Below are 26,744 nucleotides of genomic sequence, written 5' to 3' on the forward strand. Positions count from 1 at the left end.
CGGGCCCCGCGCTGAATGCGCGAGACCCGGGAGGTGTTAAAGGGAGTTCTGAACAGCGTTGGCCAACATCTGAACCGCCTCAGCCGAGGACATGTCCGAGTTGAAATGCGCCGTTACCACATCGGTAATCGCACCTGACTGCGCTCCGCGCAGGGCCATGCCATGGGCATAAGACGGCAGAAGCGATCCGTTGTCGGCGCTGTCTGTCATATCCTTGGCCGACAGATGCGCGCAGCTGTCGAACGCGTCCAATGCCACATCGACACGGGCCGGGATCGAGCCTTTGTTCAGGTTGAACACTTCCTGAAAGTTCTTACCCACGATCAGTTCTGCCAGCAGCGCCTGACCGGCCTGCTTATCGTCGCCTTTGACGTCGAACATGGCAAAGCTGTCAACGTTATACAGGAACCCGTCACCGGGCACCGAGGCACACAGGAAATCATCGCCCGGCACTTTGCCAGCGGCAAGAAACTCGCCCTTGGCCCAATCGCCCATGATCTGGAAGCCGGCCTCGCCATTCATCACCATGGCTGTCGCAAGGTTCCAGTCGCGGCCCGAGAAGTTGTCATCGACATAGCCGCGCATTTTGCGCATCTGGTCGAATACGGCGACCATGCCATCGGATTTCAGCGTCTCCATATCCAGATCGACAAAAGCCTTCTGGAACCCGTCTGCGCCCAGAATGCCCAGAGCGACGGCTTCGAATACGGTGGCGTCCTGCCAAGCTTGCCCGCCGTGGGCCAGCGGTGTGATGCCTGCAGCGGCCAGTTTGTCCGCAGCGGCGTTAAATTCGTCCCAGCTGTTGGGCATTTCAATACCGTTGGCGGCCAGAACCTCTGCGTTGGCCCAAATCCAGTCGACACGGTGAACGTTCACCGGTGCAGCGCACCAGTTGCCATCGCACTTCATGTGGCCCGCGATCGACGCAGGCAGGACATCGGCCCAGCCTTCGGCCTCGGCTACGGCAGAAATGTCGGCCAGAACGCCTTCTTCGTACCATTCCTGAATGGCTGGGCCTTTCAGCTGAACGGCGGTCGGGGCGTTGCCCGACAAAACGCGCGCCCGAAGCGCGGTCATTGCAGCATCACCGCCGCCACCGGCCACTGGCATGTCTGTCCATGTGCCGCCGTTGTCAGCAAACTCTTTTTGCAAAACTGCGACAGATTTCGCTTCGCCGCCCGAAGTCCACCAATGCAGAACTTCGGCCTGCGGTTCTGCCACAGCAGGCGCAGCCAGCGTTAAAGCAATAGCCGAGACGGCCGTAAATACGGTTGTTTTCATCAGAAATTCCTCCCATTTGCAGCCACCTTCACGGTAGCGCTATCGCAACCATGCCGACAACGGCCTTGTTCACGCAACACGAGAACAGGCCCCCCAGATGGGATGTCGTTAGAAATCAGCTCGTTTTGTTACGTGATGTTACGCAAGCATTGATTTTGTTGCACGCTGTTACAAACAAGCCCAACGTGGGGTCGGGAGGACGGCCCAATGGGAGGACAAGAATGACGATTCCACGGCTTCTGGTCGTTGATGACGATGTGGAAACGCGATCCATGATGACGCAGTTCCTGCGTCAAAACGGGTTTATCGCCCTGCCCTGCGACAGCGAAGAGTCGATCCGCGCGCAGATGGACAGTGGGCGCGTCGACCTGATTTTGCTGGATGTCATGTTGGGCGATCAAAACGGGGTCGAAATCTGCGCCCGACTGCGCCGTGAACAGGATGTGCCGATTATTTTGGTATCGGCATTATCGGCAGACCATCACCGCATGGCTGGCTATGAGGTGGGGGCAGATGACTACATCGCAAAGCCGTTCAACCCCGAGCTGTTGCTGGCCCGGGTGCGTGCCGTTTTACATCGCGCAAAACGCAGTGCCTCGCTGACCTATCGGCGCAGTATCGCGACCTTTACCTTTGGCGGGTGGATCTATGATGGCAAACGTGACGAAGTCAGATCCCCCGAAGGGTTTCAGGTGGCCCTGTCAAAGCGAGAAACCAATTTGCTGAAAGTCCTGCTGGCGAACCCACACATCCCTCTGACCCGGGAGGAGATCGCCGCAGCGCTGGATGTTACCGGCGAGGGGCCGGATGATGCCTCGGGCCGGGCGATTGATGTGCTGGTTGGGCGGCTGCGCTCGAAGATAGAGAATAATTCGAAAGATCCCCAGATGCTGCGCACGGAGCGCGGCGTTGGCTATGTCTTTTCGGTGGATGTCGATGTCGATATGGGCAGTGACGCATGAAAAATGGCTTTCGCCTGCGCAGTATTGGCATGACGCTGATGTTTGCCGCATTCGTCGCCGGTCTGGCGGTCGGCGGGGCGTGGTTCTATTCATCGCAGGCTTGGCAAAGCTATCTGACGCGCAGCTATGTCACCGGCATCAGCGTGCACGAGGCCCTGCGGATGGGCACCCCAATGCCCAATGGCGTGACCGCAACGGCGCTGGAGCCAGATCAGGCAGTGCTGGCAGATGCAGGGGCGTTTTCGCGCTTGCCCGGTTTGCCAACCCCATCTTACGTGACCAATGTTTCAATCCTGACCGATGTCAGCCATCCGGTCAGTGGGCCGATCCTGACCTTGGGCATCGTTTCCGACAAGCTGCCCTATTCGGTGTCGGAATTGGTATCTGAAAAAGGCGCATCCGCGGCAGAGAAGTTCGGTAATGTGACGCGGCTTTTGGCGACCTATTGCAGCGCCCCGATGATCTTTGCGAACCTCGGTGACGGCACTTGGTGGCGCATAGACGGTGCCTCGATTTGGGGCTGTGAGGCCGTACCAACCGATCTACGGCTGCCCGCGGCTTTGCTGGCACTGGCCCTTTTGGCGGCACTGGCGACATGGCTGATTGACGTCTCGGCCCATTTCGACCGCTTTTCGCGGGCATTGCGCGGGCGCCGCCGTCTTGGTGGCCCTGAAAGCTATACGACCCGCGGCCCGGCCGAGTTGCGCGAAATCGTGGCGGCGGTGAACGCGTATCTGGAAAGCGAGCGCGCGCAGCTTTCAAAGCGCGCCATGGTGCTGTCTGGGGTTAGCCATGATCTGGGCACCCCAGCAACGCGGCTCAGGCTGCGGTCCGCACTGATCGAAGACAAAGACCTGCGTCATAAGCTGGAAAGTGACATCGACAGCATGACGGGGATGATTGAAAGTGTTCTGACCTACACCCGTGCTGAACTAAGTTCAGAGGCGCCGCGCAAGGTCTCGTTGACCTCGTTGGTCGAGGCGCTGGTGGATGATTATTGCGATATGGGCAAACCCGTGGCCCTGCGCGCCGCCCCCCAACAGCTGGTTGAAGGTGGGCGTGTACTTTTCACCGGGCAGTCGGGTCACGGTGCCTTGCCAGAACAACAGCGCATTCTGGTCACAGCCCGCATAATTTCATTGCAGCGCGCCGTATCCAACCTGATCGACAACGCATTGAAATACGGGCGCCGCGCCGTGGTTGAATTAACAGCCAACGCGGATCACGCGCTGATCGTGGTCGAGGACGAAGGCTCGGGCATGTCCGCCCAGGCGATCAACGACGTAATCGCGCCGTTCAAACGTGGCGACAACACCAGCACGATCGACGGATTCGGCTTGGGCCTGACCATCGTTGCCACCGTCGCCGAACAACACGGCGGTCGGCTGTATTTCGAAACCGGCGCCCACGGGCTGCGCGCCTGTCTGGAAATCCAGCGCAACTAGCTGGCCAATCAGATGGGGTTTTCGGAAAAAAATGGCGCACCCAAAAGGATTCGAACCTTTGACCTCTGCCTTCGGAGGGCAGCGCTCTATCCAGCTGAGCTATGGGTGCGTTGAGGGCAGGATATAGGCCATAGCCCCCTGCCCCGCAATGGATAATTCAGGCGAACAGCTCGTGGCAGAGCTCAAGCGCATCGACCAGTTTGTCGACCTCGTCCGTGGTGTTGTAGAGCCCAAAGGACGCACGGCATGTGGCTGTGACCCCCAGATGATCCATCAGCGGACCGGCGCAGTGGTGACCGGCGCGCACAGCGATGCCCTTTTTGTCCAGCACGGTTGAAATGTCATGCGGATGCGCGGGCCCTTGCAGGGTAAAGCTAAAGATGCCGCCTTTGGTCTGTGACAGGCCCTGAATGTTCAGCCAGTTCAGCCCAGTCAGCTTGGTTCGGGCATAATCGGTCAATGCGCGTTCATGGGCCGCGATGTTTTCCATGCCAAGGCCCATCATATATTCAAGCGCCACGCCCAAGCCGATCTGCTGCACAATGGCTGGTGTGCCCGCCTCGAACTTCATTGGCGGGTCGTTATAAATCACCTCGTCGCGGGACACTTCTTTGATCATGTCGCCACCGCCCAGAAAGGGGCGCATCTCGGCCATGCGGTCTTTGCGGATATGCATCGCCCCCGAGCCAGAGGGGCCATAAAGCTTGTGCCCGGTGATGGCATAAAAATCCGCGCCGATGTCATCGACATTCACGGGGGCATGCACGGTGGCTTGCGAGCCATCGACCAGCACAGGAACGCCCTGCGCCTTGGCACCAGTCACAATGGATTTCACATCCACAACAGTGCCCAGCACGTTGGACATATGGGTGACAGCGATCAGCTTGGTCTTGGGGGTGATGGCGTCCAGAACGGATTGCGGATCAAGATCGCCATTGGCGTCCACATCGACCCACTTCAGCACCACGCCCTGACGTTCACGCAAGAAGTGCCAAGGCACGATATTCGCGTGATGCTCCATCACCGACAAGATGATTTCGTCGCCCGCTTCCAGCCGTGGCATGGCCCAGCTATAGGCGACCATATTGATCGCTTCGGTCGTGCCCGACGTGAACACGATTTCGTCTTCATCTGCAGCACCAAGGAACTTGGCAATCGTGCCGCGCACGGCCTCGTATTTGTCTGTCGCGAGGTTAGACAGATAGTGCAGGCCGCGATGCACGTTGGAATATTCCATCGAGTAGGCCTGCGTGATTGCGTCAATCACCACCTGCGGCTTTTGCGCCGAAGCCCCATTGTCCAGATAGACCAGTGGCTTGTTGTTCACTTCACGCGACAGGATCGGAAAATCGCCGCGCACCTTGTGGACATCATACATTTTCAAAGCCTCCGGTGGCCGAAGTGAACCCCAGAAGGGACATAACCACAATGATCACCATGCCAAGGGCCATGGCGGTAAAGATCATCACGATGAATACAGGCAAAAGAGACTTGAACCCGTGTAGTTCCGCAGCGAAGGCGGTGGTCAGCCACAAGGACAGCACCAAGGAAACCGGTCCAAGCAACACAGCCAATGGAGGGAAGAACAAAAGCGCGATGAACTGGATCACCTGCAAGACCAACAAGATGGTTTGCAGCCAGACGACCAGCGCCAGAGCGCCCTCGAAATCTCCCATCCCGCCGAACTTCAGCCCGATGAAATACATCAGCCACGCTGTCAGAAACGTCAGCCCGCCCATGATCAGAGCCATCATGATAGGCGAAGCACGAAACAGCTGCGAGATCGGGTCGATGCCGCCGCCCAACAGGCGATCAGATAGTTGTGTCAGCAACATGCCCAAGACAACGACCAAGGCCAGCCCGATCCGCCATGCCTGCGGTGGTATCGGCAGGCTCAGCACGGCACGCGCGCCCTCGCGTGGGCGGGTGATGCTTTGGATCATCAGATCCCAAAACAATTTGATCGAGAGATTCATTGGATCAGCTTTCAGGTGCAGTTTCGGCCTCGCGCAGGGAGGCCCCCCACAGATAGGCAAAGCATAGGGCCACGATCAAGCCCACGGCGTTTTGTGCTGCACCCGCGCCAACAAACCCCGCGACCAGACCGTAGAACAGCCACACAGGGGCGACCACCAACAGCGACCAGAACAGCGCAAGGCGGGCCGAGTACCAGCTCCCTTTGCCACCCAGCAATCGCGCCAGAAAGTGGCTTACGCCGGACATGACGTAGAAAAACAAAGGGGCAATGCACATCCACCCCAACAGCGCGCCGCCAATCCGCGCATCCAACGGGACAGAGGTTGCAGATTGGTCCAGATGCGCGTCACGCGCCAGTTTGGGCAGGGTCGACACAAAGATCAGAAAGCAGGCCACCATCAAAAAAACCAGCACGCGATCCTCGCGCTGGCCTTTTTGAAGCAGCTGCCGCATCACCTTTCTTGGATGGCGGTAGCTGCGCAGGATGTCTTGGGTGACGGCCATGCTTAGCCGCGCCGCCGCAACAACCAGGCTTCCAGACGATCACGAATGTCGTCAGCGATTTCCTCGCTGGAGATCTCTTCGATTGCTTCGGCAAGGAAAGCCAGCGTTAGCAGGTCGGTTGCCTCTGCATGCGGAATGCCGCGGGACTGAAGATAAAACAAAGCGGTTTCATCAATCGCACCCGAGGTCGAACCGTGCGAACAAGCCACGTCATCGGCATAGATTTCAAGTTCCGGTTTGGCCAGAAACTGCGCATTCTCGTCCAACAGCAACGACTGGCTGATCTGATAGCCGTCGGTCTTTTGCGCGCCGGGCTGCACCAGAATCTTGCCTTGGAAGACGCCGGTAGCGCCGTTGCGCAGCACTTTCTTGAACACCTGACGGCTTTCGCAATTTACCGCGTCATGGGTGATGAACACTGTGTCATCATGATGGAAATCACCATCCCCCATGCAGGCGCCTGCCACATGGGCGTTGGCGTTATCGCCGGTCAGCTCGATCACCACTTCGTTGCGCGTCATCACGCCATTGGCGGTCATGGTAAAGCTTTTGAACAGGCTCTCTGCACCAAGGCGCGCGAAGATATGGGTTGCGGCGCGGCGTTCATGGTCGCGCCCTTGGGTGCGGACATGGTGGAACTCGGCGCGGTCAGCGACGTCTACTTCCATCACTTTGTTAAAGCGCGCTGCGGCCGGGCCGTTCTCAAGAATGGTCAGTTCAGCCCCCTCTTCCACGCGGATCACGTGGTGAAGGATCGCATCCGAGTTTTCATCCTGATGCAGATAAACCAGTTGAACGGGCTTTGACACTTTGCCAGTGGCACGGATCAACACGCCATCAGTGGCAAACGCAGTGTTCAGCGTCGCCAGAGGGCGTTGAACCGGGTCCTGCCCGCGCTCTTCCAGCTTGCCATAGATGTCTTTCGCCCAATGGATGTCAGCCTGACCAGCTTCTGCCAGACGTTCAATCTCTAGCCCTTCCAGCGCGATCTCGTCCGAGGCATCAGCGTCAAAAACACCGTCCACAAAGACCAGCTTCAACCGGTCCAGCGCGTCAAACATCGGGGCTTCGTCCTGTGGGGAGAACAAGGCAGCCGGAGTCGGTACGGGTGCTGTCAAAGACGTGGGGTTGGTGAACCGCCAGTATTCATCGCGCGGCGCAGGCAGGCCCATGGCGTTTAGCCGGGTCAGGGCATCTGATTGCGCCATGCCAAGCCATGCCCCAGTTTGCGGCAGGCTCAGCCCTTCCAGCCGCGCCTCAAGCGCGGATTGTTTCACTTGCGGCAGGGCCATTACGCCACCTCCGCCAGAATGTCGGCATAGCCGTTGTTTTCAACTTCCAGCGCCAGTTCAGGACCACCGGTTTTGACGATCTTGCCATCGGCCAGAATATGCACGACATCAGGTTTGATGTGGTCCAGCAGGCGCTGATAGTGGGTGATCACCAGAAAGCCACGGCCCTCATCCCGCAGGGCATTCACGCCTTCAGCCACCAGTTTCATGGCGTCCACATCCAGACCCGAGTCGGTTTCATCCAAGATGCACATCTTGGGTTCCAGCATGGCCATCTGCAGGATCTCATTGCGCTTCTTTTCGCCACCCGAGAAGCCGGTGTTGACCGGGCGTTTCAGCATGTCAGCGTCGATTTTCAGCGACTTTGCCTTGGCGCGGATGATTTTCAGGAAGTCAGCGGCCGAGAGTTCCTCTTCGCCGCGTGCTTTACGCTGGGCGTTCACGGCGGTGCGCAGGAAGGTCATGTTGCCCACGCCGGGGATTTCGACCGGGTATTGGAAGGCCAGAAACAGGCCCGCGGCGGCGCGTTCTTCGGGTTCCAGCTCCAGCAGGTCTTCGCCCAGCAATTCGGCGCTGCCGTCTGTGACCTCATAGCCGTCCTTGCCGGACAGAACATAAGACAGGGTCGACTTGCCCGAGCCATTGGGGCCCATGATCGCGTGCACCTTGCCGGCCTCGACCGTCAAGTCCAGACCTTTGAGGATAGCTTTATCCTCTTCTTCAAGTTTGACGTGCAGGTTTTTGATTTCCAACATTTTTCACGTTTCCTTCTGCGCCCTGTTCAGGCGTTGTTTCCCATGGGCGCGCCTGCGCCCGAATTCTTATCCCAAAACCACCGCCGTGCCCGAGGCCGAGACCATCAGCATGTTGTTGATGACCTCATAATCCAGGTCGACCCCAACGACAGCGGTTGCGCCCTTTTCAGCGGCGCGTTCTTCCAGTTCCTTCAGCGCGGTATCGCGGGCCTCGGCCAGCGATTCCTCATAAGCACCCGAGCGCCCTCCGATGATGTCGGTGATCCCGGCAAAGATGTCGCGAAACACATTCGCGCCCAAAATCGCCTCACCCACCACGATGCCTTTGTATTCGGCGATCTGGTAGCCCTCGACGGTTGGGGTTGTTGTGACGATCATGGTTTCACCTTGGTTTGGCCGCTACGCGCTTTCATTTCCGTTCGACCTTAGGAATGCGCGAGCTCTTCTTTTGCATTTCAGCGATTTTGCGTTGCGTTTCGGCTTCTTTCTCATCCCACCGCGCCTGTGCTTGGGTCATGTGCTCATGGCTGTTTTTCAGCGAAAGCCGCACGTCCAATGCAATGACGATCAGACCTCCGGCAATGAGGCCGACAATCGGAACATAGTTGGACCAAGCCGAAGATAGATAGATAGAAGCAATCCCCCCGGCAACGAACCCCAGAAAGGCGCCCATTAACAGGTTGATGAACGCGAAAGGCTCACGCGCACTGTTGAGGTCGCGCTCGGCGTCCACCTGTCTGCTATGCCAGCCCTTCCCGCCAAACATTGCTTACCCCACAGACCCTTCCAGCGAGATCGCCACCAGTTGCTGCGCTTCCATGGCGAACTCCATCGGCAGGGCTTGCAGCACCTCTTTGCAGAAGCCGTTGACGACCAGCGCGACGGCCTCTTCCTCGTCCATGCCACGGGCGCGGCAATAGAACAGCTGGTCGTCATCCACCTTAGATGTGGTTGCTTCATGCTCGACCCGTGCCGAGTTGTTCTTGATTTCGATGTAAGGCACGGTATGCGCCCCGCATTTATCGCCGATCAGCAGGCTGTCACACTGGGTGTAGTTGCGGCCGTTTTGCGCGCGTGGGTGCATGGACACCAGCCCGCGATAAACGTTTTGCGATTTACCAGCCGAAATACCTTTGGAAACGATCCGTGACTTGGTGTCTTTGCCAAGGTGGATCATCTTGGTGCCGGTATCGGCCTGCTGGTAGTTGTTGGTGATCGCGATGGAGTAAAACTCGCCCTGCGATTCATCGCCGCGCAGGATGCAGGACGGGTATTTCCAGGTCACGGCCGAGCCGGTTTCAACCTGCGTCCACATCACTTTTGACCGATCCCCACGGCAATCGGCGCGTTTGGTCACAAAGTTATAGATGCCGCCTTTGCCGTTCTCATCACCGGGATACCAGTTCTGAACGGTCGAGTATTTCACCTCGGCGTCTTCTTCGATGATGATCTCAACCACAGCGGCGTGCAGCTGGGCGGTGTCGCGCTGGGGCGCGGTGCAGCCTTCCAGATAAGACACATAGCTGCCCTTATCGGCGATGATCAGGGTGCGTTCGAACTGACCGGTGTTTTCCGCGTTGATACGGAAATAGGTAGACAGTTCCATCGGGCAGCGCACGCCCGGAGGCACGTATACGAACGAGCCATCCGAGAACACCGCGCTGTTGAGCGTGGCATAGAAATTGTCGGTCACAGGCACCACGGTGCCCAGGTACTTTTTGACCAGTTCAGGGTGCTCTTTGATCGCTTCCGAAATTGAACAGAAGATCACGCCAGCTTTCTTCAGCTCGTCCTGAAAGGTCGTCCCCACAGACACCGAGTCAAACACCGCGTCCACGGCAACCTTGCGGCCCTCTGCTGGCATATCCTCGGCGCCTTCAACGCCGGCAAGAATCATCTGTTCCTTCAGCGGAATGCCCAGCTTTTCATAGGTGGCCAGCAGCTTGGGATCGACCTCGTCCAGCGACTTGGGCTTTTCTTCCATGCTTTTAGGACGGGCATAGTAATACTGATCCTGAAAATCCGGGGTCGGGTATTTCAGCATCGACCAATCCGGCTCGTCCATCTTTTCCCAACGGGCAAAGGCGGCCAGACGCCATTCGGTCATCCATTCGGGCTCGTCGTTTTTGTCGGAGATCAGACGCACGATATCGGGGTTCACGCCTTTGGGGGCGTATTCCATCTCGATATCGGTTTCCCAGCCGTATTTATACGTGTTGATCGACTTCACCGCATCGACGGTTTCCTGATCAACCCCTTCTTTGACCTGGGTTTCCTCAACCTGTGCCATATCGTTTCCCTTCCTTGCGCCGGTGCGGCGCGCGTCCTGTTCGCGTCTGTTATCCCGCGCGGGCGCGGAATTTTTTATGTTTCGCCAGCCAGACCTCGGCAAAGCGATGAATTTCATCTTCGGTTGTGTCCGGCCCCAGAGACACGCGGATCGCACTCGAGGCGACCTCGTCGTCATATCCCATGGCCCGCAACACGCGGCTGGCGCGGACCTTGCCGCTGGAGCACGCCGAGCCAGCCGAAACTGCAAACCCGGCAAGGTCCATCTGCATCACCTGTGTCTCGCCTTTCCAGCCCGGAGCGGCAAAGCAAGAGGTGTTTGGCAGACGGTTCTCCCCACTGCCGACAAAAATAGTATGTTTTTCCACTTCCGCAATCGAATTTTCTAGAATGTTTCTAAGTTTTTCGATCTGCGCCCATTTGCCGTCGGCAAGATCACGGGCCGCCGCTTCGGCCGCTGCGCCAAAACCGGCGATGCCAATGACGTTTTCGGTGCCCGAGCGCCGACCCATTTCCTGACCACCGCCTTTGATATGGGCCTGAATGTCGGTGCCGCGTTTAACGACAAGTGCGCCTATGCCTTTGGGCCCGCCGATTTTATGGGCCGAGATCATCGCCATCTGACAACCGGACCAGTTGAAGGCGACCGGGATTTTGCCGAAGGCTTGCGTCATGTCTGACAAAAGCAATCCTTCGGGCAAATTCTGCACCACACCGGTTTCCGAGTTCGCCAGTTGAAGGGTGCTGTGCGCCGGGTCGGGCACGGTGACCGCACCTGTACTTGCCACGTCCAGATCGGAAGAGACCCAGCTGAGCACCGCGTCATGTTCAACCTCTGCGCCGTGCACATCCTTACCCATCAACGCCAGCGCTGCGGCCTCGGTTGCAGACGAAGTAAAGATCACATCCGCCCCGTCCGCCCCAAAGGCTGCGGCCACCTGCGCGCGGGCGCGTTCCACCAGCGCTTTGGCCGCGCGCCCTTCGGCATGAACGCTGGAAGGGTTCCCCACCACATCCATCGCGGCGATTATCGCGTCGCGCGCCTCACCGCGCAAAGGCGCGGTGGCGTTGTAATCCAGATAGGTGCGGCTCATGCGTCGTCGACGACCTCAAACAGGTTGGGTACAGCCGGGCATGGCGTCAGGTCATTGCGCACAACGTCAGACAGGCGGGTCTGGTGTAGGAATACATATACATGAGCCGAAAGCCCCTCCCACAACCGGTTGGTCATGGATTGCGCCCGCGAGCCGGAACTGGCGCCCGAGGCCCCTGCCCCTTTGTGCATGGCTGAAACGGTTTCATCGACCGCGCCCAAGATGTCAGATACGCGGATTTCCGAGGCAGGCATGGCAAGCCTGTAGCCCCCACCCGGGCCCCGTACCGACTCGACCAAACCGGCACGGCGCAATTTCACGAACAGTTGCTCAAGGTAGGGCAGCGAAATGTCTTGCCGCTTCGAGATTTCCCCCAAAGACACCAGCTGATCGCCCGCTTGAAGCGCCAGATCGGCCAGCGCAACCATCGCATATCGGCCCTTCGTACTCAGTTTCATCGCTCAATCCCCCCGTAACTGTTGACTGTGGGCATCAGGGTCTTTACCTCCCTTACAACCCGCAACCGGCGTGAAACGCCGGGTTTATTATAATCAGGCGCCCGCCAGACGGGCCCCGTAAGTCAAAGAGACATACATGCCCGAGGTCATCTTTCCCGGCCCCGAAGGGCGGCTCGAAGGTCGCTACCACCCCCAGAAGGAAAAAGACGCACCGATCGCGATCGTGTTGCACCCCCATCCGCAGTTTGGGGGCACCATGAATAATAAGGTGGTCTATAACCTTCATTATGCATTCTACAACATGGGATTTACCGTTTTGCGGTTCAATTTCCGTGGTGTGGGCCGCAGTCAGGGTGAATATGATCAGGGTGTCGGTGAACTGTCCGATGCCGCATCGGCGCTGGATTACCTGCAGTCGATGAACCAGAACGCCAAGCATTGCTGGGTCGCCGGGTTCAGCTTTGGCGCCTGGATTGGCATGCAGCTTCTGATGCGGCGCCCGGAAATCACCGGGTTCATTTCTGTGTCGCCACCGGCCAACATGTACGACTTTAGCTTCTTGGCGCCCTGCCCCAGCTCGGGTCTGATCATCAACGGGGCTGCCGACCGTGTTGCGCCGCCTGCGGATACCCGCACGCTGGTGGATAAGCTCCACGAGCAAAAAGGCATCACCATCACCCATCAGGAAGTCGAAGGTGCCGGGCACTTCTTTGAAGATCCGCACATGGACACGATGATCGGCAGCGTTGACGAATATGTTCGCCGTCGTTTGACCGAAAACACGCGCTGACATGAGCGAAATCACCGACAAGATGGCCGATGATTTGGCGCGCGACGTCATACTGGCCGCGGATGAGCTGGGCGATGACCGGCTGATCCGCGAGGTGTCGGATGTGCTGGAAGCGGCCTCTACCACGGCGCAAGAGGCCTATATGACCTCGATCCGTATCCGTCTGGCGCTGAGACGCGGGCGTAAGTTTCTGGACGATAAAATCTCGCGCGCGGAAAAAGAGGCGCTCAGCAAAGCCAACAAACAAGGCTAAGCCAACGCCGCGTTCGGGCTGGACAAGTGGCCCGAAACATCCCAAAGCAGATTTATGCTGCTCTCAACCCCTCGTCCCGAAAAGCACTCGCCGCTGGAGGATATCCAGGGGTTGGTCGTGGGCACGCTGCTGGTGGCGATCTCGGTTCAGTTTCTGCACAGCGCCGATTTGATCACCGGGCAGATCGCGGGCCTGTCGCTGATTGGGTCCTATGTGTCGGACTGGTCCTTTGGCGCGGTGTTCTTTGTGTTGAACCTGCCGTTTTACTGGCTGGCGCTGCGGCGGATCGGCTGGCGGTTTACGTTAAAAACCTTTGCCGCTGTGGGCCTGCTGTCGGTCTTTACGGAACTATTGCCCCGGCTGATCACCATTGATGCGCTAAACCCCTACGCGGCGGGCGTTCTGGCCGGGGTCAGCGCGGGCGCGGGTCTGCTGGCGCTGTTTCGCCATTCCGCCAGCTTGGGGGGTGTTGGGATCGTCGCGCTGTATCTGCAGGATCGGTTCAATTTCAAAGCGGGCTGGACCCAGTTGATCTTTGATGCGGGCGTGTTCGGCCTTGCGCTCATCCTGTTTTCCACTGAAGTGGTTTTGCCCTCGCTGCTGGGCGCAGTCGTGCTGAATATCATCATCGCGACGAACCACCGCCGCGACCGATATATCGCAAGGTAAGCCATGCCCAAACATTACATCTTTCTCATCGCGGCGATTGTGTCCGAGGTCATCGGCACTTCGGCCCTGCAAGCCAGTCAGCAATTCACCCGCTTGATCCCCTCGCTGATGGTGGTCGGGGGGTATGGGCTGGCGTTTTACTTTCTGGGGCACACGCTGAAATACATGCAGGTGGGCGTGGTCTATGCGATCTGGTCCGGGTTGGGCGTGGTGCTGATTGGCGTGATCGGCTGGCTGTGGTTTGGCCAGAAACTGGATCTGGCGGCGCTGATCGGCATGGGGCTTATCATCGCAGGGGTACTGGTGATCCACCTCTTCTCCAGCACTGCTACGCATTAGGGCTGGCTTTTTCTGCACACGCACGATATGGCCCCGGCAACTCAGGATAAGGCACGTACCCATGGATCTGCGCAACATCGCCATCATCGCCCACGTTGACCACGGCAAAACCACGCTTGTGGATGAGCTGTTGAAACAGTCGGGCGCGTTTCGGGAAAACCAAGCCGTGGCCGAACGCGCCATGGACAGCAATGACCTGGAGCGCGAGCGCGGCATCACCATTTTCGCCAAGCCGACCTCGGTCGAATGGAAAAACACCCGGATCAATATCGTTGACACCCCCGGCCACGCCGACTTTGGTGGCGAGGTTGAGCGTATCCTGAGCATGGTGGACGGTGTTGTGCTGTTGGTGGACGCCGCCGAAGGCCCGATGCCGCAGACCAAATTCGTGACCTCCAAGGCGCTGGCTTTGGGCCTGCGCCCCATCGTTGTGCTGAACAAGGTCGACAAGCCCGATGCGGAATCCGACCGCGCGCTGGATGAGGTGTTTGATCTCTTTGCCTCGCTGGATGCAACCGATGACCAGCTGGATTTCCCACATATGTATGCCTCAGGCCGTAACGGCTGGGCCGATCATGAACTGGACGGCCCGCGCAAAGACCTGCACGCGCTGTTTGACCTGATCGTCAACCACGTGCCCGAGCCCAAGCAGGTGCACAAACAAGACGACGACTTCCGCATGCTGGCCACCACTTTGGGCTCCGATCCGTTTGTGGGCCGCACCCTGACCGGCCGCGTGGAAAGCGGTCGTATCGCCGTGGGTGCCACCGTGCAGGCGATCAGCCGCATCGGCCAGAAGATTGAACAGTTCCGCGTCACCAAAATTCAGGCCTTCCGCGGCCTGCAAAACGCTGACATCGACGAGGCCACCGCCGGTGACATCGTCACCCTGGCTGGCATGTCGAAAGCCACCGTGGCCGACACGATCTGTGCGCTGGCTGTGGACACACCGCTGGACGCCCAGCCGATTGATCCGCCCACCATCACCGTGACCTTTGGCATCAACGACAGTCCGCTGGCAGGTCGTGAAGGCAAGAAAGTGCAATCGCGCGTCATCCGTGACCGTCTGTACAAAGAAGCAGAATCCAACGTGGCCATCAAAATCGCCGACACACCGGGCGGCGAAGCGTTCGAAGTATCCGGCCGTGGCGAACTTCAGATGGGTGTTCTGATCGAGAACATGCGCCGTGAAGGCTTTGAGCTGTCGATTGCCCGTCCGCAGGTGATTATGCGCGAAGAAGACGGCCAGAAGATCGAACCGATCGAGGAAGCCACCATTGATGTGGATGACGAATACTCGGGCGCGGTGATCGAGAAACTGACCGGCACCCGCAAAGGCGAGCTGGTCGAGATGCGCCAGAACGGCGGTAAGACCCGGATCATCGCCCACGTGCCCTCGCGCGGGTTGATCGGCTATCACGGTGAATTCCTGACCGACACCCGCGGCACCGGCGTTCTGAACCGCGTGTTCCACGGCTGGGCGCCCTACAAAGGCGCGATCCCGGGCCGTCGCGCCGGTGTTCTGATCTCGATGGAAGACGGCGAGGCCGTGGCCTATGCGCTGTGGAACCTCGAAGATCGTGGCAAGATGATGATCGGCGCGCAGGCGAAGGTTTATCAGGGCATGATCATCGGCGAGCATTCGCGCGACAACGATTTGGAAGTGAACCCGCTGAAAGGCAAGAAACTGACCAACGTGCGGGCCTCTGGCTCGGACGAGGCGGTGCGCCTGACCACCCCCGTCACCCTGTCGCTGGAAGAGGCCATCGCCTATATCAACGACGACGAACTGGTCGAGGTCACGCCCGAGTCGATCCGCCTGCGCAAACGCTATCTGGACCCGCATGAGCGCAAGCGCATGTCCAAGGTCGTGGGTTAACCATCGCTTAAATCAAGGGCATTCGCCCCCTGAAACGCCAGCAGTTACACCAACTGCTGGCGTTTTTACTGTTTGGTCCAAAGCGCGTGTCGCGCATACGCGTTTGGGGCGCAAGGCTTTCGTTATTGAAACGTCAACGAAAGAGCTGCGCCATGAGCGATACCTCCACACTGATTTACGGGCTCGAAGACAAACCCGCGCCGGGGCCAAGCGCTCTGGCAGCTTTTCAACACATTCTTGCGTCGATTGTCGGCATCGTCACGCCCTCGCTGATCATCGGCGGGGTGCTGGGGCTGGGGGCCGAGATCCCCTATCTGGTCGCCATGTCGCTGTTCGTTTCGGGCGTGTCGACCTTTATCCAATGTAAAACCTTCGGGCCGGTTGGCTCGGGTCTGCTCAGCCTTCAGGGCACCAGTTTTGCCTTTCTGGGCGCCATGCTGGCGGCGGGCTTTGCCGTCAAAGGCGCGGGCGGTGGCCCCAAAGAGATACTGGCGATGCTGTTCGGTCTGTCGCTGGCCGGGTGTTTCGTCGAGATCATTCTCAGCCAATTCGTCGACAAGCTGGGCAAGATCATCACCCCAACCGTCACCGGGATCGTGATCACGGTCATCGGTCTCAGCCTTGTCAAAGTCGGCTTTACTGACTTCGCGGGCGGCGCGCGGGCGGGTGAAAACCTTGGCCTGCCGATCAATCTGATGATGGGCTCTATTGTGGTGGTCTGCATTCTGGCCCTGACCTTTTATGGCGGGCCGATGGTGCGTATTTCGGCCATCATGATCGGCCTTGTGATCGGGTTCATTGTGGCCGCTGCACTGGGTCAGGTGAACTTCGCCAGCTTCGGCTCTGCGCCTGCGGTCGCTGTGCCGGTACCGTTCAAATACGGTTTGGATTTCGATTTCTGGCTGTTTCTGCCCATCGCCTTTATCTTTGTGGTGACGGCGATTGAGACCTCGGGCGACCTGACCGCTAATTCGGTCATTTCAGGCCAGCCGGTTGAGGGCCCAACCTACCTGAAACGCATCAAAGGCGGCATTCTGGCGGATGGCGTGAACTCGGGGATTGCCGCGATCTTCAACACCTTCCCCAACACCACGTTTTCGCAAAACAACGGGGTGATCCAGATGACCGGCGTCGCCAGCCGCCATGTTGGCCTCTATGCGGCGGGCATTCTGGTGTTGCTGGGTTTCTTCCCAATCATCGGGTCGGCCTTCTTGCTGGTGCCCAAGCCGGTGCTGGGCGGCGCAACGCTGGTGCTGTTTGGCACCATCGCGGTCGCGGGCATCCGCATTTTGGCCACGCAAGAGATTGATAAGCGCAAGGTCTATATCATGGCCGTGTCCTTCGGGCTCAGCTTGGGCGTGACACTTGTGCCGGATGCGACGCAACACTTGCCGAACTTTCTGAAACAAGTGGTGGCCACGCCGATTACTCTGGCAGGTCTGTCAGCGATCATTTTGTCGCTGGTTCTGCCCGAGGAGTAACTCCAGCCCCATCAAGGCCCCAACCAACCGGCGCTTTCGGGCGCCGGTTTTTCTTTGCCTAAGGGCACTTAAACCGCAGGATTACGCCCAATGTCGCTTTTCATTTGCAGCGGACGCGCTAGGGTTTGAGCAAAGCGGAGGGCTCATGCGCAAGTTACAAACCCAAGGCGTGCATCACATCACGCTGACCGGCGCCGACCGGCAGACATCCATAGATTTCTGGGAAGGCCTGTTGGGCATGCCTTTCATCTTTGATCAGCCCAATCTGGACAATCCTGACGAAGGCCATCTGTATTTCGATCCGGGCGATGGGCGCTTGATCACCATCTTCACCAATGAGACCCGCACCCCCGACCCAACCCGCACCCCGACCGAGCCGGGCTGCGTGCACCATGTGGCCTTCAACGTATCAAAAGCGGTTTTTTCTCAGGTAGTTACGCGGCTGGATGAACGTGGGGTCGACCATTCAGGCGTGCGGGATCGTGGCTTTATGGACTCAATCTATTTCAAAGACCCGCTGGGCCTGCTGATAGAGTTGGCCAGCTATAAGTTCTTTCCTCCCGAAGGGTGTACCCACGCCGATGTGATGATCGAGGCGCACCGCCTGCGCGTGGCACGCGGTGACTATAATATCGCCGAAGAGCATCTGGCCGATGCGATCGAATTATTGGTCGAGCGCCGCCAACAAAGCCTGTCGGCGGACCGCAGCCCAAAGAACCCCTATTAAGGTTCCGTGACCTCGATCACCATCAAGTCCCGTTCCGAGGCCCCACGCGCGTGGCTTACGGCCTCTTGGTATTCTGGGCTGTTGTAGCAAGCCTCGGCCGCTTCGATGCTTTCGAACCGCACCACCACGTTGCGTTCGCGCTTGTTGCCTTCCAGCTGAACAAAACGCGCGCCACGCGCCAGAAATTCACCGCCATGTTTGCGGATCGCCGGCCCGGCCAGTTCAACATATTTGGCGAACTGATCCGGGTTGGTCACGTTGATATGACTGATCCAAAGCGCTGCCATTATCCCAACACTCCTTTTGCGGCGACAATCGCGGCGTCCGCATTGGCAGCATCCTTGCCCCCACCCTGCGCCATATCCGGGCGGCCACCGCCCCCCTTGCCACCCAATTCAACGACGGCAGCCTTGACCAGATCAACCGCCGATAGCTTGTCGGTCAGGTCTGCAGTCACGCCAGCGGCTACGGCCGCTTTGCCGCCGGCATCGGCGATCAACAGCACTGCGCCGCTTTCCAAACGGGTTTTATGCTCGTCAATCAGTGCAGGCAGGTCCTTACCCGACACGCCGGTCAGGACTTGCGCGAAGAATTTAACACCGTTCACCTCTTCGGCTTCGGGTGCGCCGCCGCCTGCCCCGCCTGCCATCGCCAGATCGCGCCGCAGCTGGGCCAGCTCGGCGTTCAGCGCTTTGCGTTCATCGACCAGCGCCTGAACACGCTCAGCAGCATCGGCCGGGCTGGTTTTGAGGATGTCTGCAACCGCGCCCAAGCGCTGTTGCTGGCCAATCAGGTGATCAAGCGCCGCCTGACCTGTTAACGCCTCAATCCGGCGCACGCCGGCGGATGACGCACTGTCACCCAACACCACGCACAGGCCGATATCACCGGTTTGTTTCACATGGGTGCCGCCGCACAGTTCAATCGAATAGGTGTCGCCCCCCACGCCTTTACCGGTCGCGGCTTTGCCCATCGAGACCACGCGCACTTCGTCGCCGTACTTTTCGCCAAACAGGGCCTGCGCACCGATGGCGCGCGCGTCATCTGGGGTCATGATGCGGGTTTCCACCGGGGTGTTCTGGCGAATAAACGCGTTTACATCGCTTTCGACCTTGGTCAGTTCATCGGCGCTCAGCGCCTTGGCGTGGCTAAAGTCAAACCGCAGACGGTCCGGCGCATTCAGCGACCCGCGCTGTGCTACATGATCCCCCAGCGTCTCGCGCAGGGCTTCGTGCAACAGGTGCGTGGCCGAGTGGTTGGCGCGGATGCTGGAGCGGCGCGCGTGATCGACACGCAGCTCCAGAGCGTCGCCTACGGCCAGCGCGGTCTTGGCGGGTGTCACGCGATGGGCAAACAGATTGCCGGGCATCTTTTGCGTGTTTGAGACAACGCCCGAGCCATCCGATTTCAACACGGTGCCGGTGTCGCCCACCTGACCGCCCGATTCAGCGTAAAACGGGGTTTGGTTGACGACCATCCAGCCCTCTTCGCCGACGGTCAGTTCGCTGACTTCAGCGCCGTCTTTGACCAAGGCCAGAACCTGCCCCTCGGCGGTTTCGGTCTCATAGCCCAGGAAATCAGTCGGCTCTAATTTGTCGGCCAGATCGAACCAGATCTTGGCATCTTTGCTTTCACCGGTGCCCGCCCATGCGGCGCGGGCTTTAGCTTTTTGTTCCGCCATCGCAGCATCAAACCCGTCGGTATCAACGGTACGGTCTTTTTCGCGCAGCGCGTCTTGGGTCAGGTCCAGCGGGAAACCGTAAGTGTCATAGAGTTTAAACGCCGCTTCACCGGGAAGCGCGGCGCCCTCGGGCAGTTTGCCAAGCTCGTCATCCAGCAGACGAAGACCACGATCCAGCGTCTGGATGAAACGGGTTTCTTCCAGTTTCAGGGTTTCTTCGATCATCGCCTGCGCGCGGCCTAGTTCGGGGTATGCAGCGCCCATTTGGGTGACCAGCGCCGGCACCAGACGGTGCATCAGCGGGTCTTTGGCGCCCAGCAGGTGGGCGTGACGCATGGCGCGGCGCATGATCCGGCGCAGCACATAACCGCGACCCTCGTTGGACGGCATCACGCCATCGGCGATCAGGAACGAGGTCGAGCGTAGGTGATCGGCGATCACCCGGTGGTGCACGTTCTTGGGGCCATCTGCATCAACGCTGGTGGCGTTGGCGCTGGCCTCGATCAGGGCGCGCATCAGGTCGGTGTCATAGTTGTCATGCTTGCCTTGCAGCAAGGCGCCGATCCGTTCCAGCCCCATGCCGGTGTCAATCGACTGCATGTCCAGAGCGCGCATCGAGCCATCTTCGAACTGCTCGTTCTGCATGAAAACGATGTTCCAGATTTCGATGAAACGATCTCCGTCTTCCTCGGGCGAACCCGGAGGGCCACCCCAGATGTGGTCGCCGTGATCATAGAAAATCTCGGTGCAGGGGCCGCAGGGGCCGGTCGGACCCATCTGCCAAAAGTTGTCACTGGTTGCGATGCGGATGATGCGATCATCCGGCAGGCCCAGCTTTTTCCAGATTTCGGCGGCTTCATCGTCAGTGTGATAGACGGTGGCCAGCAGGCGATCCTTATCAATCGCGAAATCGTTGGTCAGCAGTTCCCATGCAAAGGGGATCGCCTCGGTCTTGAAATAGTCGCCAAAGCTGAAATTGCCGAGCATTTCAAAGAACGTGTGGTGGCGCGCGGTATAGCCAACATTATCCAGATCGTTGTGCTTGCCGCCAGCGCGGACGCATTTCTGCGAGGTCGTGGCGCGCTTGTAGTCGCGGGTCTCAAGGCCGGTGAACAGGTTCTTGAACTGCACCATCCCCGAGTTGGCAAACATCAGGGTTGGGTCGTTGCGTGGCACCAGCGGTGAGCTGTCGACCACCTCGTGCCCGTTGCGTTCAAAGTAGTTCAGAAATGTCGAACGGATGTCGTTCAGGCTTGCCATATCGTGCGGGCCCCTGTGCGCTTTTTCTTACGGATCAATCCCGTTTAGCCCTGCGCGGCAAAGGTGTCCACAGCAGAAGGGCCGCGCTGGCTGGCGCGGCCCTTTTACGATGTGATTTGGCTTAGTCTTCGACCAGCGCTTCGTCGTCGCGATCCATGTCGAAATCCAGCCCATGTGCGGCGCGGATTTTGTCTTCGATCTCAAGCGCGATCTCGGTGTGTTCTTTCAGGAAGGTCTTGGCGTTCTCACGCCCCTGCCCGATGCGCTCATCGCCGTAAGAATACCAAGCGCCTGACTTATCGACGACCCCGGCTTTGACGCCAATATCCAGCAGCTCACCCATCTTGGAAATGCCTTCGCCATACATGATGTCGAATTCAACCTGCTTGAATGGCGGCGCCACTTTGTTTTTCACAACTTTAACACGGGTGGCATTGCCGACCACTTCGTCACGGTCTTTGATCGCGCCAATACGGCGGATGTCCAAACGAACCGAGGAGTAGAATTTCAACGCATTGCCGCCGGTGGTGGTTTCGGGGCTACCGAACATCACGCCGATCTTCATGCGGATTTGGTTGATGAACACAACCATGCAGTTTGAACGTGCGATCGAACCAGTCAGTTTGCGCATGGCTTGGCTCATCAGTCGGGCGTGCACCCCAACCGAGCTGTCGCCCATATCGCCTTCTAGTTCCGATTTCGGGGTCAGAGCCGCGACAGAATCAACCACAACCATGCTGACAGCGCCTGAGCGCACCAACGTGTCGACAATTTCCAAGGCCTGTTCGCCGGTGTCGGGTTGCGAGATCAGCAGCTCGTCCAGATCAACACCCAGCTTTTTAGCATATTGGGGGTCGAGCGCATGTTCCGCATCCACAAAGGCGCAAACGCCACCTTTTTTCTGTTCTTCAGCGACGCAATGCAGCGTCAAAGTGGTCTTACCCGAGCTTTCCGGGCCATAGATTTCGACAATCCGGCCTTTTGGCAGGCCGCCGATCCCAAGTGCGATATCGAGGCCCAAAGAGCCGGTCGAGGTCGCCTCAATCTCGGCCACGGGGCTGTCGGCGCCCATTTTCATAATAGAGCCTTTACCGAACTGGCGTTCGATTTGGGCCAAAGCGCTATCAAGCGCCTTTTGTTTGTCTGTGTTGCGCTTGTCGCTCATGCTCAGAAGATCCGCGGTCGCCATTGTTTTCACCCTTATTCCACACCCGGTAGCGGGCGGCAATGATTGCCTGTGTTCGCCTCTTGTTCTCATATCCTTATGAGACCAAAAGCAGAACATTACAAGAATTTTCTATAAATTGATGTTTCTACACGGAGGGTTAAGGACTAGTTTATGAATTAAAGAAAATTGGAAACATGGGATTAAAGCGATGATGTTGTTTCGGGAGGCGCGACTGGTTTTCCTATGTGTCCCTAAAACTGGCACCGAAGCCTATATGGAATCGCTGAAGGATATCGCCGATTTTCAAATTCCCGAGCCACCTCAGCTGAAACACATGCGACCTGAGCGGTTTAACCACGAATACCGCGCGGTGATTGAGGCGGACGGCGGGGCACCTGTCCGGCTGATGGCGGTCATTCGCGAGCCAATCAGTTGGTTGCGCAGCTGGTACAGATATCGCCAGCGCGCCGATCTAGACGGGCATCCCAATTCGACGGCGCATATCAGCTTTGACCAGTTTGTCCTGGATTACATGAAAGAACAGCGCCCCAGCTGGGCCCATGTCGGGCAGCAAAGCCGGTTTGTTTCTGACGCGACGGGAAAGATTTTGATCGACCATCTGTTCGCCTATGAGCAACTGGACCAAATGCGTGCCTTTCTGTCAGACGCTTTGGGCCGAAAAATAGAAGAGCCAACGCGGCGAAATGTTTCACCGGATGCAGAGGCGCAATTATCACCCGCCCTCGAAGAGGCATTCCGGCTGCGTTTTATGGCTGATTTCAAATTGCACGAAGCAGTCCTGGCGGGTCGGCGACCAGAGCGAATTTAATGCAGCTGTTCGCGTACGGTTGACGTCAATTCCCCCAAAGAAAAAGGCTTGGGTAAAAACACAGAGTTTGGAATGCGGGCCTGATTGTCGGCAAAGTCTTCCTCGGCATAGCCCGAAACAAACACAACACGCGTATCTGGCCGTGTTTCCAAGGCTTTGCGCACCCAACTGGGGCCGTCCATACCGGGCATGACGACATCGGTGACGAAGACGTCGACTTCGATCCGTTCGTCTTTCAACGTATCCAAAGCCTGTTCCGCGTTTTCGGCCTCAAGCACGGTGTATCCGCGCATACGCAGCGCCCGCGAGGCAAAGGCGCGCACTGGTGCTTCGTCTTCGACCAACAGCACAACACCTTCACTGCTGCGTGGTTCTGTTTCCAGCTCAAGGGGCGCGGCGCTGGGAACCGCCACCGGCGGTGTCAAAACCATCGGGGCATCCGGTTCAGGTTTGTGTTCGACCTGCCCCTGCGAGTGGGCCGGAAAGTAAAGTGTGAAGCAGGTGCCACTGCCCGGCGTGCTATCAACAAAAATGAAGCCGCCCGATTGTTTGACAATGCCATAAGCGGTGGACAGGCCAAGACCGGTTCCTTCCCCCACCCCTTTGGTGGTGAAGAACGGTTCAAACACTTTGATCAGCTTGTCTTTGGGAATGCCCACGCCATCGTCACTGACGCGGACCAACACATAGTCCCCGGGCGCGACGCTGGCGCGATCCCGGCGCAGTTCGTCTTCCAGATGAAGCTGCGCCGTCTGAATTCTGATTTCGCCCCCATCGGGCATCGCGTCCCGCGCATTGACGACCAGATTCATGATCACTTGCTCTAGCTGGCGTTTGTCCGCCCGGATCGGTGTAAGCGATGGATCATGCGACACGCTTAGCCTGACCCGCTCCCCCACCAATCGGTTGAGCAGATGTGTCAGGTCCGTCAGGGTGTCATGAAGATCAACCGGCTCAAGTTTGAGCGTCTGCTTGCGTGAAAAGGCCAGAAGTTGACCGACCAGACTGGCCGCGCGATTGGCGTTCTGGTTGATTTGCATGAGGTCGCTGAAGTCCGGGTCTGCCGCATCATGACGCAACAGCAAAAGATCGCAATGGCCCGAAATCGCTGTCAACAAGTTGTTGAAATCATGAGCTATTCCACCGGCCAACTGACCAATTGCCTGCATCTTCTGGCTTTGCACAAACTGCGCTTCAAGGGTTTTGAGCTCCGTCGCATCATGCAAAACAGCCATGATGCCGGGAGTCCCGTCTGTGATGATCCGTTTCAATGAAATCTGAACAAACAGCTCGCGGTCATCGCGGCGCACGCGCAATACCTCGACACGGCTGGCCGTCCGATTGTGGGCGACTTCCTGAACCCAGTCCAGAACCGACCGTCCCAGCCCTTCCACCAGATCCCCCAACTGTGCGCCCGCCCCTTCGATGTCCAGCAAATGCCGGGCCAGACGGTTCGCCATTTTTACATTTCCGTTCACATCAAGATGCAACAAGGCCACGGGCAGCGTGTCATAGAACTGTTCATCAGAATCGTTGCGACCATGTTCCAACGGGACAAAAGCCACCGCATGGGTATTCTCTACGCGGGTGACACTGATGATCCGCAGAGGGACCGGGCCCTCAGGCCCGGAAAGGTCCAGCTGCGCCCCGGGAGTCATCGGATTTGGGTGCAGGATATTTTTGAAGCGCTGCGCGCCGCCCCCCAAAATGTCATGCGCTGCCTGATTGACCGAAAGCACCTTTCCGGTGTTTTCGATGGTCAGAACTGGCAGTTCCGGAAGACCGATCCCCACAGAGGCAGGGGCGGGAACATTATTCAGCCGCCAGAAGTAATAGATATCTGCAACGCGGTGAACTTTGATCCGTAAACGACCGTTTTTTGTCTCAAGCTCTTCAGATCCAAAACTGTGGTTTTGCGCGCGGGTCAATTGCCGAAAAATGATCGGGGTCGGGTTGGCAAAATGGGCTGAAAGCGCGGCATATAGCAGGTTGCCTTCGGGGCCAGGGCACGAAAAGTGGCGCTTCGCAGACTGATTGTGCCACAAAACTTCACCTTCGGCATTGGTCAACAGGCCCGGTGTGGGATCATTTTCGGCAAAACCTTTCACCAGCTTTCCCGGGTGTTGCCGGGCCAAGGCTGCGACACATCTTACAACCAATAGCAATGACAGCACCGAACCGGATGCGACACCAAAGATAACTTTTAACCCGGGCAACGTTACAAGAGCTGAGGCCGCCATAAGCGCCGCCCCGGCAAGCAATATACCAAGACTGTGCCGCGAGAGCCCTAAGGCGCCACGGGCAACTGGAGTTGCGTAAGCCTCGCTCAAGGACATGTGCTGCCTCCGCTGCGTTTCTCATCCCGCACTTTCGGATGAAACTGCTTAAACCGAGATTAACAGGAACAGCGTAGCAACCTGTGGTTGCGTGTAAAGTATTTTAAACGCGTTTTAACACGGTTAGGTGGAATCCGTCTCCGCCGTCCAACGGCGTCAGGCTGCGAGACATCAAGTGCTCCCAACCGGGATTTCGTTTCTGGAAGGCCTCAATCTGATCTTGATTCTCGCATGTCAGCAGCGAGCACGTCGCATAGGCCAAATACCCGCCCGGCACGACAAGCGTCGCAGCGCGGTCCAAAATCTTGGCTTGCGTATCGCATAGATCTTCAAGCTGCGCCTGTGTAAGCCGCCACTTTCCTTCGGGGTTGCGCCGCCATGCACCCGATCCGGAACAGGGCACATCGGTCAGGACAACATCATACGGTGCTTCCTGTTCCGGGTCGGACAAAACTGTCACGTCCACGCCCGCGCGGGCCGCACGCACAGGCAAATCGCGTAGGCGCTGAGGCGCAATATCATAGGCAAAGAAATTCGCCCGAACACGCCCCGCCATGGCCAGCGTCTTTCCCCCGCCCCCGGCACATAGGTCCAGCACTTTATCTGTGGCGCTAAGTGGCACCATATCCGTAACAGCTTGGGAGGCGGCGTCTTGCAGTTCAACCAGGCCATCTTTGAACGCTTGACTGTTTTGCACCCGGCGCGGATTGGTCAACACCTCAAGCGCGGTGGGTGACAGGGCGTTAGGCGCGGTGTCGATACCTTCTTGTTGCAAAGCATCTTGCGCATCTTGAATAGTCGTTTTGCGCAGGTTCACCCGCAAGAAGACAGGTGCACGTTGCTTAAGCGCCTTTAACACCGGCTCAAAATTTTCGTTCAGACTGTCTTGCAAAGGCTTGATCAGCCATTCCGGGCAATCCAGAGCAATGTCTGTCGGAAGTTCCTGCGCTTTGAATTCGGCCTCTTGGCTGTTCAACGGCGCGGGCGCGTGGCCTTCGCCCGTGAACATACTGGCCGGATCTTGCCCCTGTGCCCTTAGCGCTCCGATCATGATGGCGCGACCATTCTGTGCGCCGCCCAGAGCCGCATAGGAGCGTAGATTGCGCAGCGCGTCATAGACATGATCGCGGATTGCTGCGCGATCCTTGGACCCTGCGAAGCGATTATTACGCCCCCAGGTGGTCAGTATCTTTTCTGCTGGCGCCTCGCCCAAAAAGCTATCCAGAATTTCAATCGCCGCGGCGATCCGCGCGGCGGGAGTCATGCCACACCTTT

The 26,744-nt window shown here is 58.2% G+C and carries 26 protein-coding genes and 1 tRNA gene; 10 read left to right on the forward strand and 17 right to left on the reverse strand.

The window, feature by feature from the left end; translation table 11 throughout:
• Nucleotides 1-36 precede the first annotated feature (36 nt).
• Nucleotides 37-1,281: an ABC transporter substrate-binding protein gene (locus ATO10_RS03395; RefSeq protein ID WP_035247956.1), complete on the reverse strand. Its 1,245-nt coding sequence runs from the start codon at nt 1,279-1,281 to the stop codon at nt 37-39.
• A gap of 221 nt (nt 1,282-1,502) precedes the next feature.
• Here ATO10_RS03395 and ATO10_RS03400 point away from each other — a divergent pair, with 221 nt between their 5' ends.
• Nucleotides 1,503-2,243: a response regulator transcription factor gene (locus ATO10_RS03400; RefSeq protein ID WP_035247958.1), complete on the forward strand. Its 741-nt coding sequence runs from the start codon at nt 1,503-1,505 to the stop codon at nt 2,241-2,243.
• On the forward strand, nt 2,240-3,688 hold the full coding sequence (locus ATO10_RS03405) for a sensor histidine kinase (RefSeq protein WP_035247962.1): 1,449 nt from the start codon (nt 2,240-2,242) through the stop codon (nt 3,686-3,688). The genes ATO10_RS03400 and ATO10_RS03405 overlap by 4 nt, the downstream gene beginning before the upstream one ends.
• A gap of 32 nt (nt 3,689-3,720) precedes the next feature.
• On the opposite strand, the gene ATO10_RS03410 is transcribed toward ATO10_RS03405, so the two are convergent.
• The 11 genes from ATO10_RS03410 to iscR form a co-directional block, all read right to left on the reverse strand.
• A tRNA-Arg gene (locus tag ATO10_RS03410) sits at nt 3,721-3,797 on the reverse strand.
• Nucleotides 3,798-3,845: 48 nt separating this feature from the next.
• Nucleotides 3,846-5,066 (reverse strand): cysteine desulfurase, encoded by a 1,221-nt coding sequence (locus ATO10_RS03415; RefSeq protein WP_035247966.1) that lies wholly within the window; start codon nt 5,064-5,066, stop codon nt 3,846-3,848.
• Nucleotides 5,059-5,664 carry a Yip1 family protein gene (locus ATO10_RS03420; RefSeq protein WP_035247969.1) on the reverse strand — a complete coding sequence of 202 codons (606 nt, stop codon included), beginning with the start codon at nt 5,662-5,664 and terminating at the stop codon, nt 5,059-5,061. The genes ATO10_RS03415 and ATO10_RS03420 overlap by 8 nt, the downstream gene beginning before the upstream one ends.
• 4 nt (nt 5,665-5,668) lie before the next feature.
• Entirely contained in the window at nt 5,669-6,169 is a 501-nt protein-coding gene (locus ATO10_RS03425) for a Yip1 family protein (protein WP_035247972.1), read from the reverse strand.
• 2 nt (nt 6,170-6,171) lie between these two features.
• Nucleotides 6,172-7,461 (reverse strand): Fe-S cluster assembly protein SufD, encoded by a 1,290-nt coding sequence (sufD, locus tag ATO10_RS03430; RefSeq protein ID WP_035247974.1) that lies wholly within the window; start codon nt 7,459-7,461, stop codon nt 6,172-6,174.
• A complete protein-coding gene (sufC, locus tag ATO10_RS03435) occupies nt 7,461-8,216 on the reverse strand; it encodes a Fe-S cluster assembly ATPase SufC (RefSeq protein ID WP_035247976.1) in 756 nt (251 codons plus the stop codon). The genes sufD and sufC overlap by 1 nt, the downstream gene beginning before the upstream one ends.
• Before the next feature lie 66 nt (nt 8,217-8,282).
• Nucleotides 8,283-8,594 carry a heavy metal-binding domain-containing protein gene (locus ATO10_RS03440; protein ID WP_035247979.1) on the reverse strand — a complete coding sequence of 104 codons (312 nt, stop codon included), beginning with the start codon at nt 8,592-8,594 and terminating at the stop codon, nt 8,283-8,285.
• A gap of 31 nt (nt 8,595-8,625) precedes the next feature.
• Nucleotides 8,626-8,982 (reverse strand): hypothetical protein, encoded by a 357-nt coding sequence (locus ATO10_RS03445; protein WP_035247981.1) that lies wholly within the window; start codon nt 8,980-8,982, stop codon nt 8,626-8,628.
• A 3-nt stretch (nt 8,983-8,985) separates the two neighbouring features.
• Nucleotides 8,986-10,506, reverse strand: a complete 1,521-nt coding sequence (gene sufB / locus ATO10_RS03450) for a Fe-S cluster assembly protein SufB (protein WP_035247982.1) — start codon at nt 10,504-10,506, stop codon at nt 8,986-8,988.
• Between the two features lie 49 nt (nt 10,507-10,555).
• Nucleotides 10,556-11,599 carry a cysteine desulfurase family protein gene (locus ATO10_RS03455; protein WP_035247983.1) on the reverse strand — a complete coding sequence of 348 codons (1,044 nt, stop codon included), beginning with the start codon at nt 11,597-11,599 and terminating at the stop codon, nt 10,556-10,558.
• A complete protein-coding gene (gene iscR / locus ATO10_RS03460; RefSeq protein WP_035247985.1) occupies nt 11,596-12,057 on the reverse strand; it encodes a Fe-S cluster assembly transcriptional regulator IscR in 462 nt (153 codons plus the stop codon). The genes ATO10_RS03455 and iscR overlap by 4 nt, the downstream gene beginning before the upstream one ends.
• Nucleotides 12,058-12,193: 136 nt before the next feature.
• Between iscR and ATO10_RS03465 the strand changes: the two genes are divergently transcribed.
• From ATO10_RS03465 to ATO10_RS03495, 7 genes are all read left to right on the forward strand, one after another.
• Nucleotides 12,194-12,847 carry an alpha/beta hydrolase gene (locus tag ATO10_RS03465; protein WP_035247987.1) on the forward strand — a complete coding sequence of 218 codons (654 nt, stop codon included), beginning with the start codon at nt 12,194-12,196 and terminating at the stop codon, nt 12,845-12,847.
• Between the two features lies 1 nt (nt 12,848).
• A complete protein-coding gene (locus ATO10_RS03470; protein ID WP_035247990.1) occupies nt 12,849-13,100 on the forward strand; it encodes a hypothetical protein in 252 nt (83 codons plus the stop codon).
• Between the two features lie 54 nt (nt 13,101-13,154).
• Nucleotides 13,155-13,769 carry a YitT family protein gene (locus tag ATO10_RS03475; RefSeq protein WP_035247992.1) on the forward strand — a complete coding sequence of 205 codons (615 nt, stop codon included), beginning with the start codon at nt 13,155-13,157 and terminating at the stop codon, nt 13,767-13,769.
• Between the two features lie 3 nt (nt 13,770-13,772).
• Entirely contained in the window at nt 13,773-14,108 is a 336-nt protein-coding gene (locus tag ATO10_RS03480; RefSeq protein ID WP_035247995.1) for a DMT family transporter, read from the forward strand.
• Between the two features lie 61 nt (nt 14,109-14,169).
• Complete coding sequence (gene typA / locus ATO10_RS03485) at nt 14,170-15,987, forward strand: translational GTPase TypA (protein WP_035247999.1); 1,818 nt, start codon at nt 14,170-14,172, stop codon at nt 15,985-15,987.
• A 152-nt stretch (nt 15,988-16,139) separates the two neighbouring features.
• Complete coding sequence (locus ATO10_RS03490) at nt 16,140-17,468, forward strand: uracil-xanthine permease family protein (RefSeq protein ID WP_035248001.1); 1,329 nt, start codon at nt 16,140-16,142, stop codon at nt 17,466-17,468.
• A gap of 145 nt (nt 17,469-17,613) precedes the next feature.
• Nucleotides 17,614-18,195 carry a VOC family protein gene (locus ATO10_RS03495; RefSeq protein ID WP_035248003.1) on the forward strand — a complete coding sequence of 194 codons (582 nt, stop codon included), beginning with the start codon at nt 17,614-17,616 and terminating at the stop codon, nt 18,193-18,195.
• Here ATO10_RS03495 and ATO10_RS03500 read toward each other — a convergent pair.
• The 3 genes from ATO10_RS03500 to recA all read right to left on the reverse strand — a co-directional run bounded on the left by ATO10_RS03500 (nt 18,192) and on the right by recA (nt 22,325).
• Nucleotides 18,192-18,482 carry a DUF1330 domain-containing protein gene (locus ATO10_RS03500; RefSeq protein ID WP_035248006.1) on the reverse strand — a complete coding sequence of 97 codons (291 nt, stop codon included), beginning with the start codon at nt 18,480-18,482 and terminating at the stop codon, nt 18,192-18,194. The genes ATO10_RS03495 and ATO10_RS03500 overlap by 4 nt on opposite strands.
• A complete protein-coding gene (gene alaS / locus ATO10_RS03505; protein ID WP_035248008.1) occupies nt 18,482-21,136 on the reverse strand; it encodes an alanine--tRNA ligase in 2,655 nt (884 codons plus the stop codon). The genes ATO10_RS03500 and alaS overlap by 1 nt, the downstream gene beginning before the upstream one ends.
• A gap of 121 nt (nt 21,137-21,257) precedes the next feature.
• Nucleotides 21,258-22,325: a recombinase RecA gene (gene recA / locus ATO10_RS03510; RefSeq protein ID WP_035248012.1), complete on the reverse strand. Its 1,068-nt coding sequence runs from the start codon at nt 22,323-22,325 to the stop codon at nt 21,258-21,260.
• A gap of 187 nt (nt 22,326-22,512) precedes the next feature.
• On the opposite strand from recA, the gene ATO10_RS03515 reads away from it, so the two are divergent.
• Nucleotides 22,513-23,133 carry a hypothetical protein gene (locus tag ATO10_RS03515; RefSeq protein WP_035248014.1) on the forward strand — a complete coding sequence of 207 codons (621 nt, stop codon included), beginning with the start codon at nt 22,513-22,515 and terminating at the stop codon, nt 23,131-23,133.
• Here ATO10_RS03515 and ATO10_RS03520 read toward each other — a convergent pair.
• Together ATO10_RS03520 and ATO10_RS03525 are read right to left on the reverse strand one after the other, a co-directional pair.
• Nucleotides 23,130-25,241, reverse strand: a complete 2,112-nt coding sequence (locus ATO10_RS03520) for an ATP-binding response regulator (RefSeq protein WP_238323355.1) — start codon at nt 25,239-25,241, stop codon at nt 23,130-23,132. The genes ATO10_RS03515 and ATO10_RS03520 overlap by 4 nt on opposite strands.
• A 331-nt stretch (nt 25,242-25,572) precedes the next feature.
• Nucleotides 25,573-26,733 (reverse strand): RsmB/NOP family class I SAM-dependent RNA methyltransferase, encoded by a 1,161-nt coding sequence (locus tag ATO10_RS03525; RefSeq protein ID WP_035248017.1) that lies wholly within the window; start codon nt 26,731-26,733, stop codon nt 25,573-25,575.
• Nucleotides 26,734-26,744 lie beyond the last annotated feature (11 nt).

The sequence above is a fragment of the Actibacterium atlanticum genome (assembly GCF_000671395.1).
Taxonomy (GTDB): Bacteria; Pseudomonadota; Alphaproteobacteria; order Rhodobacterales; family Rhodobacteraceae; genus Actibacterium_D; species Actibacterium_D atlanticum.

What these genes read in the sequence shown, in the direction of transcription:
- ATO10_RS03395 (WP_035247956.1), bottom strand. Translation starts at nt 1,281, where the DNA reads ATGAAAACAACCGTATTTACGGCCGTCTCGGCTATTGCTTTAACGCTG.
- ATO10_RS03400 (WP_035247958.1), top strand. Translation starts at nt 1,503, where the DNA reads ATGACGATTCCACGGCTTCTGGTCGTTGATGACGATGTGGAAACGCGA.
- ATO10_RS03405 (WP_035247962.1), top strand. Translation starts at nt 2,240, where the DNA reads ATGAAAAATGGCTTTCGCCTGCGCAGTATTGGCATGACGCTGATGTTT.
- ATO10_RS03415 (WP_035247966.1), bottom strand. Translation starts at nt 5,066, where the DNA reads ATGTATGATGTCCACAAGGTGCGCGGCGATTTTCCGATCCTGTCGCGT.
- ATO10_RS03420 (WP_035247969.1), bottom strand. Translation starts at nt 5,664, where the DNA reads ATGAATCTCTCGATCAAATTGTTTTGGGATCTGATGATCCAAAGCATC.
- ATO10_RS03425 (WP_035247972.1), bottom strand. Translation starts at nt 6,169, where the DNA reads ATGGCCGTCACCCAAGACATCCTGCGCAGCTACCGCCATCCAAGAAAG.
- sufD (WP_035247974.1), bottom strand. Translation starts at nt 7,461, where the DNA reads ATGGCCCTGCCGCAAGTGAAACAATCCGCGCTTGAGGCGCGGCTGGAA.
- sufC (WP_035247976.1), bottom strand. Translation starts at nt 8,216, where the DNA reads ATGTTGGAAATCAAAAACCTGCACGTCAAACTTGAAGAAGAGGATAAA.
- ATO10_RS03440 (WP_035247979.1), bottom strand. Translation starts at nt 8,594, where the DNA reads ATGATCGTCACAACAACCCCAACCGTCGAGGGCTACCAGATCGCCGAA.
- ATO10_RS03445 (WP_035247981.1), bottom strand. Translation starts at nt 8,982, where the DNA reads ATGTTTGGCGGGAAGGGCTGGCATAGCAGACAGGTGGACGCCGAGCGC.
- sufB (WP_035247982.1), bottom strand. Translation starts at nt 10,506, where the DNA reads ATGGCACAGGTTGAGGAAACCCAGGTCAAAGAAGGGGTTGATCAGGAA.
- ATO10_RS03455 (WP_035247983.1), bottom strand. Translation starts at nt 11,599, where the DNA reads ATGAGCCGCACCTATCTGGATTACAACGCCACCGCGCCTTTGCGCGGT.
- iscR (WP_035247985.1), bottom strand. Translation starts at nt 12,057, where the DNA reads ATGAAACTGAGTACGAAGGGCCGATATGCGATGGTTGCGCTGGCCGAT.
- ATO10_RS03465 (WP_035247987.1), top strand. Translation starts at nt 12,194, where the DNA reads ATGCCCGAGGTCATCTTTCCCGGCCCCGAAGGGCGGCTCGAAGGTCGC.
- ATO10_RS03470 (WP_035247990.1), top strand. Translation starts at nt 12,849, where the DNA reads ATGAGCGAAATCACCGACAAGATGGCCGATGATTTGGCGCGCGACGTC.
- ATO10_RS03475 (WP_035247992.1), top strand. Translation starts at nt 13,155, where the DNA reads ATGCTGCTCTCAACCCCTCGTCCCGAAAAGCACTCGCCGCTGGAGGAT.
- ATO10_RS03480 (WP_035247995.1), top strand. Translation starts at nt 13,773, where the DNA reads ATGCCCAAACATTACATCTTTCTCATCGCGGCGATTGTGTCCGAGGTC.
- typA (WP_035247999.1), top strand. Translation starts at nt 14,170, where the DNA reads ATGGATCTGCGCAACATCGCCATCATCGCCCACGTTGACCACGGCAAA.
- ATO10_RS03490 (WP_035248001.1), top strand. Translation starts at nt 16,140, where the DNA reads ATGAGCGATACCTCCACACTGATTTACGGGCTCGAAGACAAACCCGCG.
- ATO10_RS03495 (WP_035248003.1), top strand. Translation starts at nt 17,614, where the DNA reads ATGCGCAAGTTACAAACCCAAGGCGTGCATCACATCACGCTGACCGGC.
- ATO10_RS03500 (WP_035248006.1), bottom strand. Translation starts at nt 18,482, where the DNA reads ATGGCAGCGCTTTGGATCAGTCATATCAACGTGACCAACCCGGATCAG.
- alaS (WP_035248008.1), bottom strand. Translation starts at nt 21,136, where the DNA reads ATGGCAAGCCTGAACGACATCCGTTCGACATTTCTGAACTACTTTGAA.
- recA (WP_035248012.1), bottom strand. Translation starts at nt 22,325, where the DNA reads ATGGCGACCGCGGATCTTCTGAGCATGAGCGACAAGCGCAACACAGAC.
- ATO10_RS03515 (WP_035248014.1), top strand. Translation starts at nt 22,513, where the DNA reads ATGATGTTGTTTCGGGAGGCGCGACTGGTTTTCCTATGTGTCCCTAAA.
- ATO10_RS03525 (WP_035248017.1), bottom strand. Translation starts at nt 26,733, where the DNA reads ATGACTCCCGCCGCGCGGATCGCCGCGGCGATTGAAATTCTGGATAGC.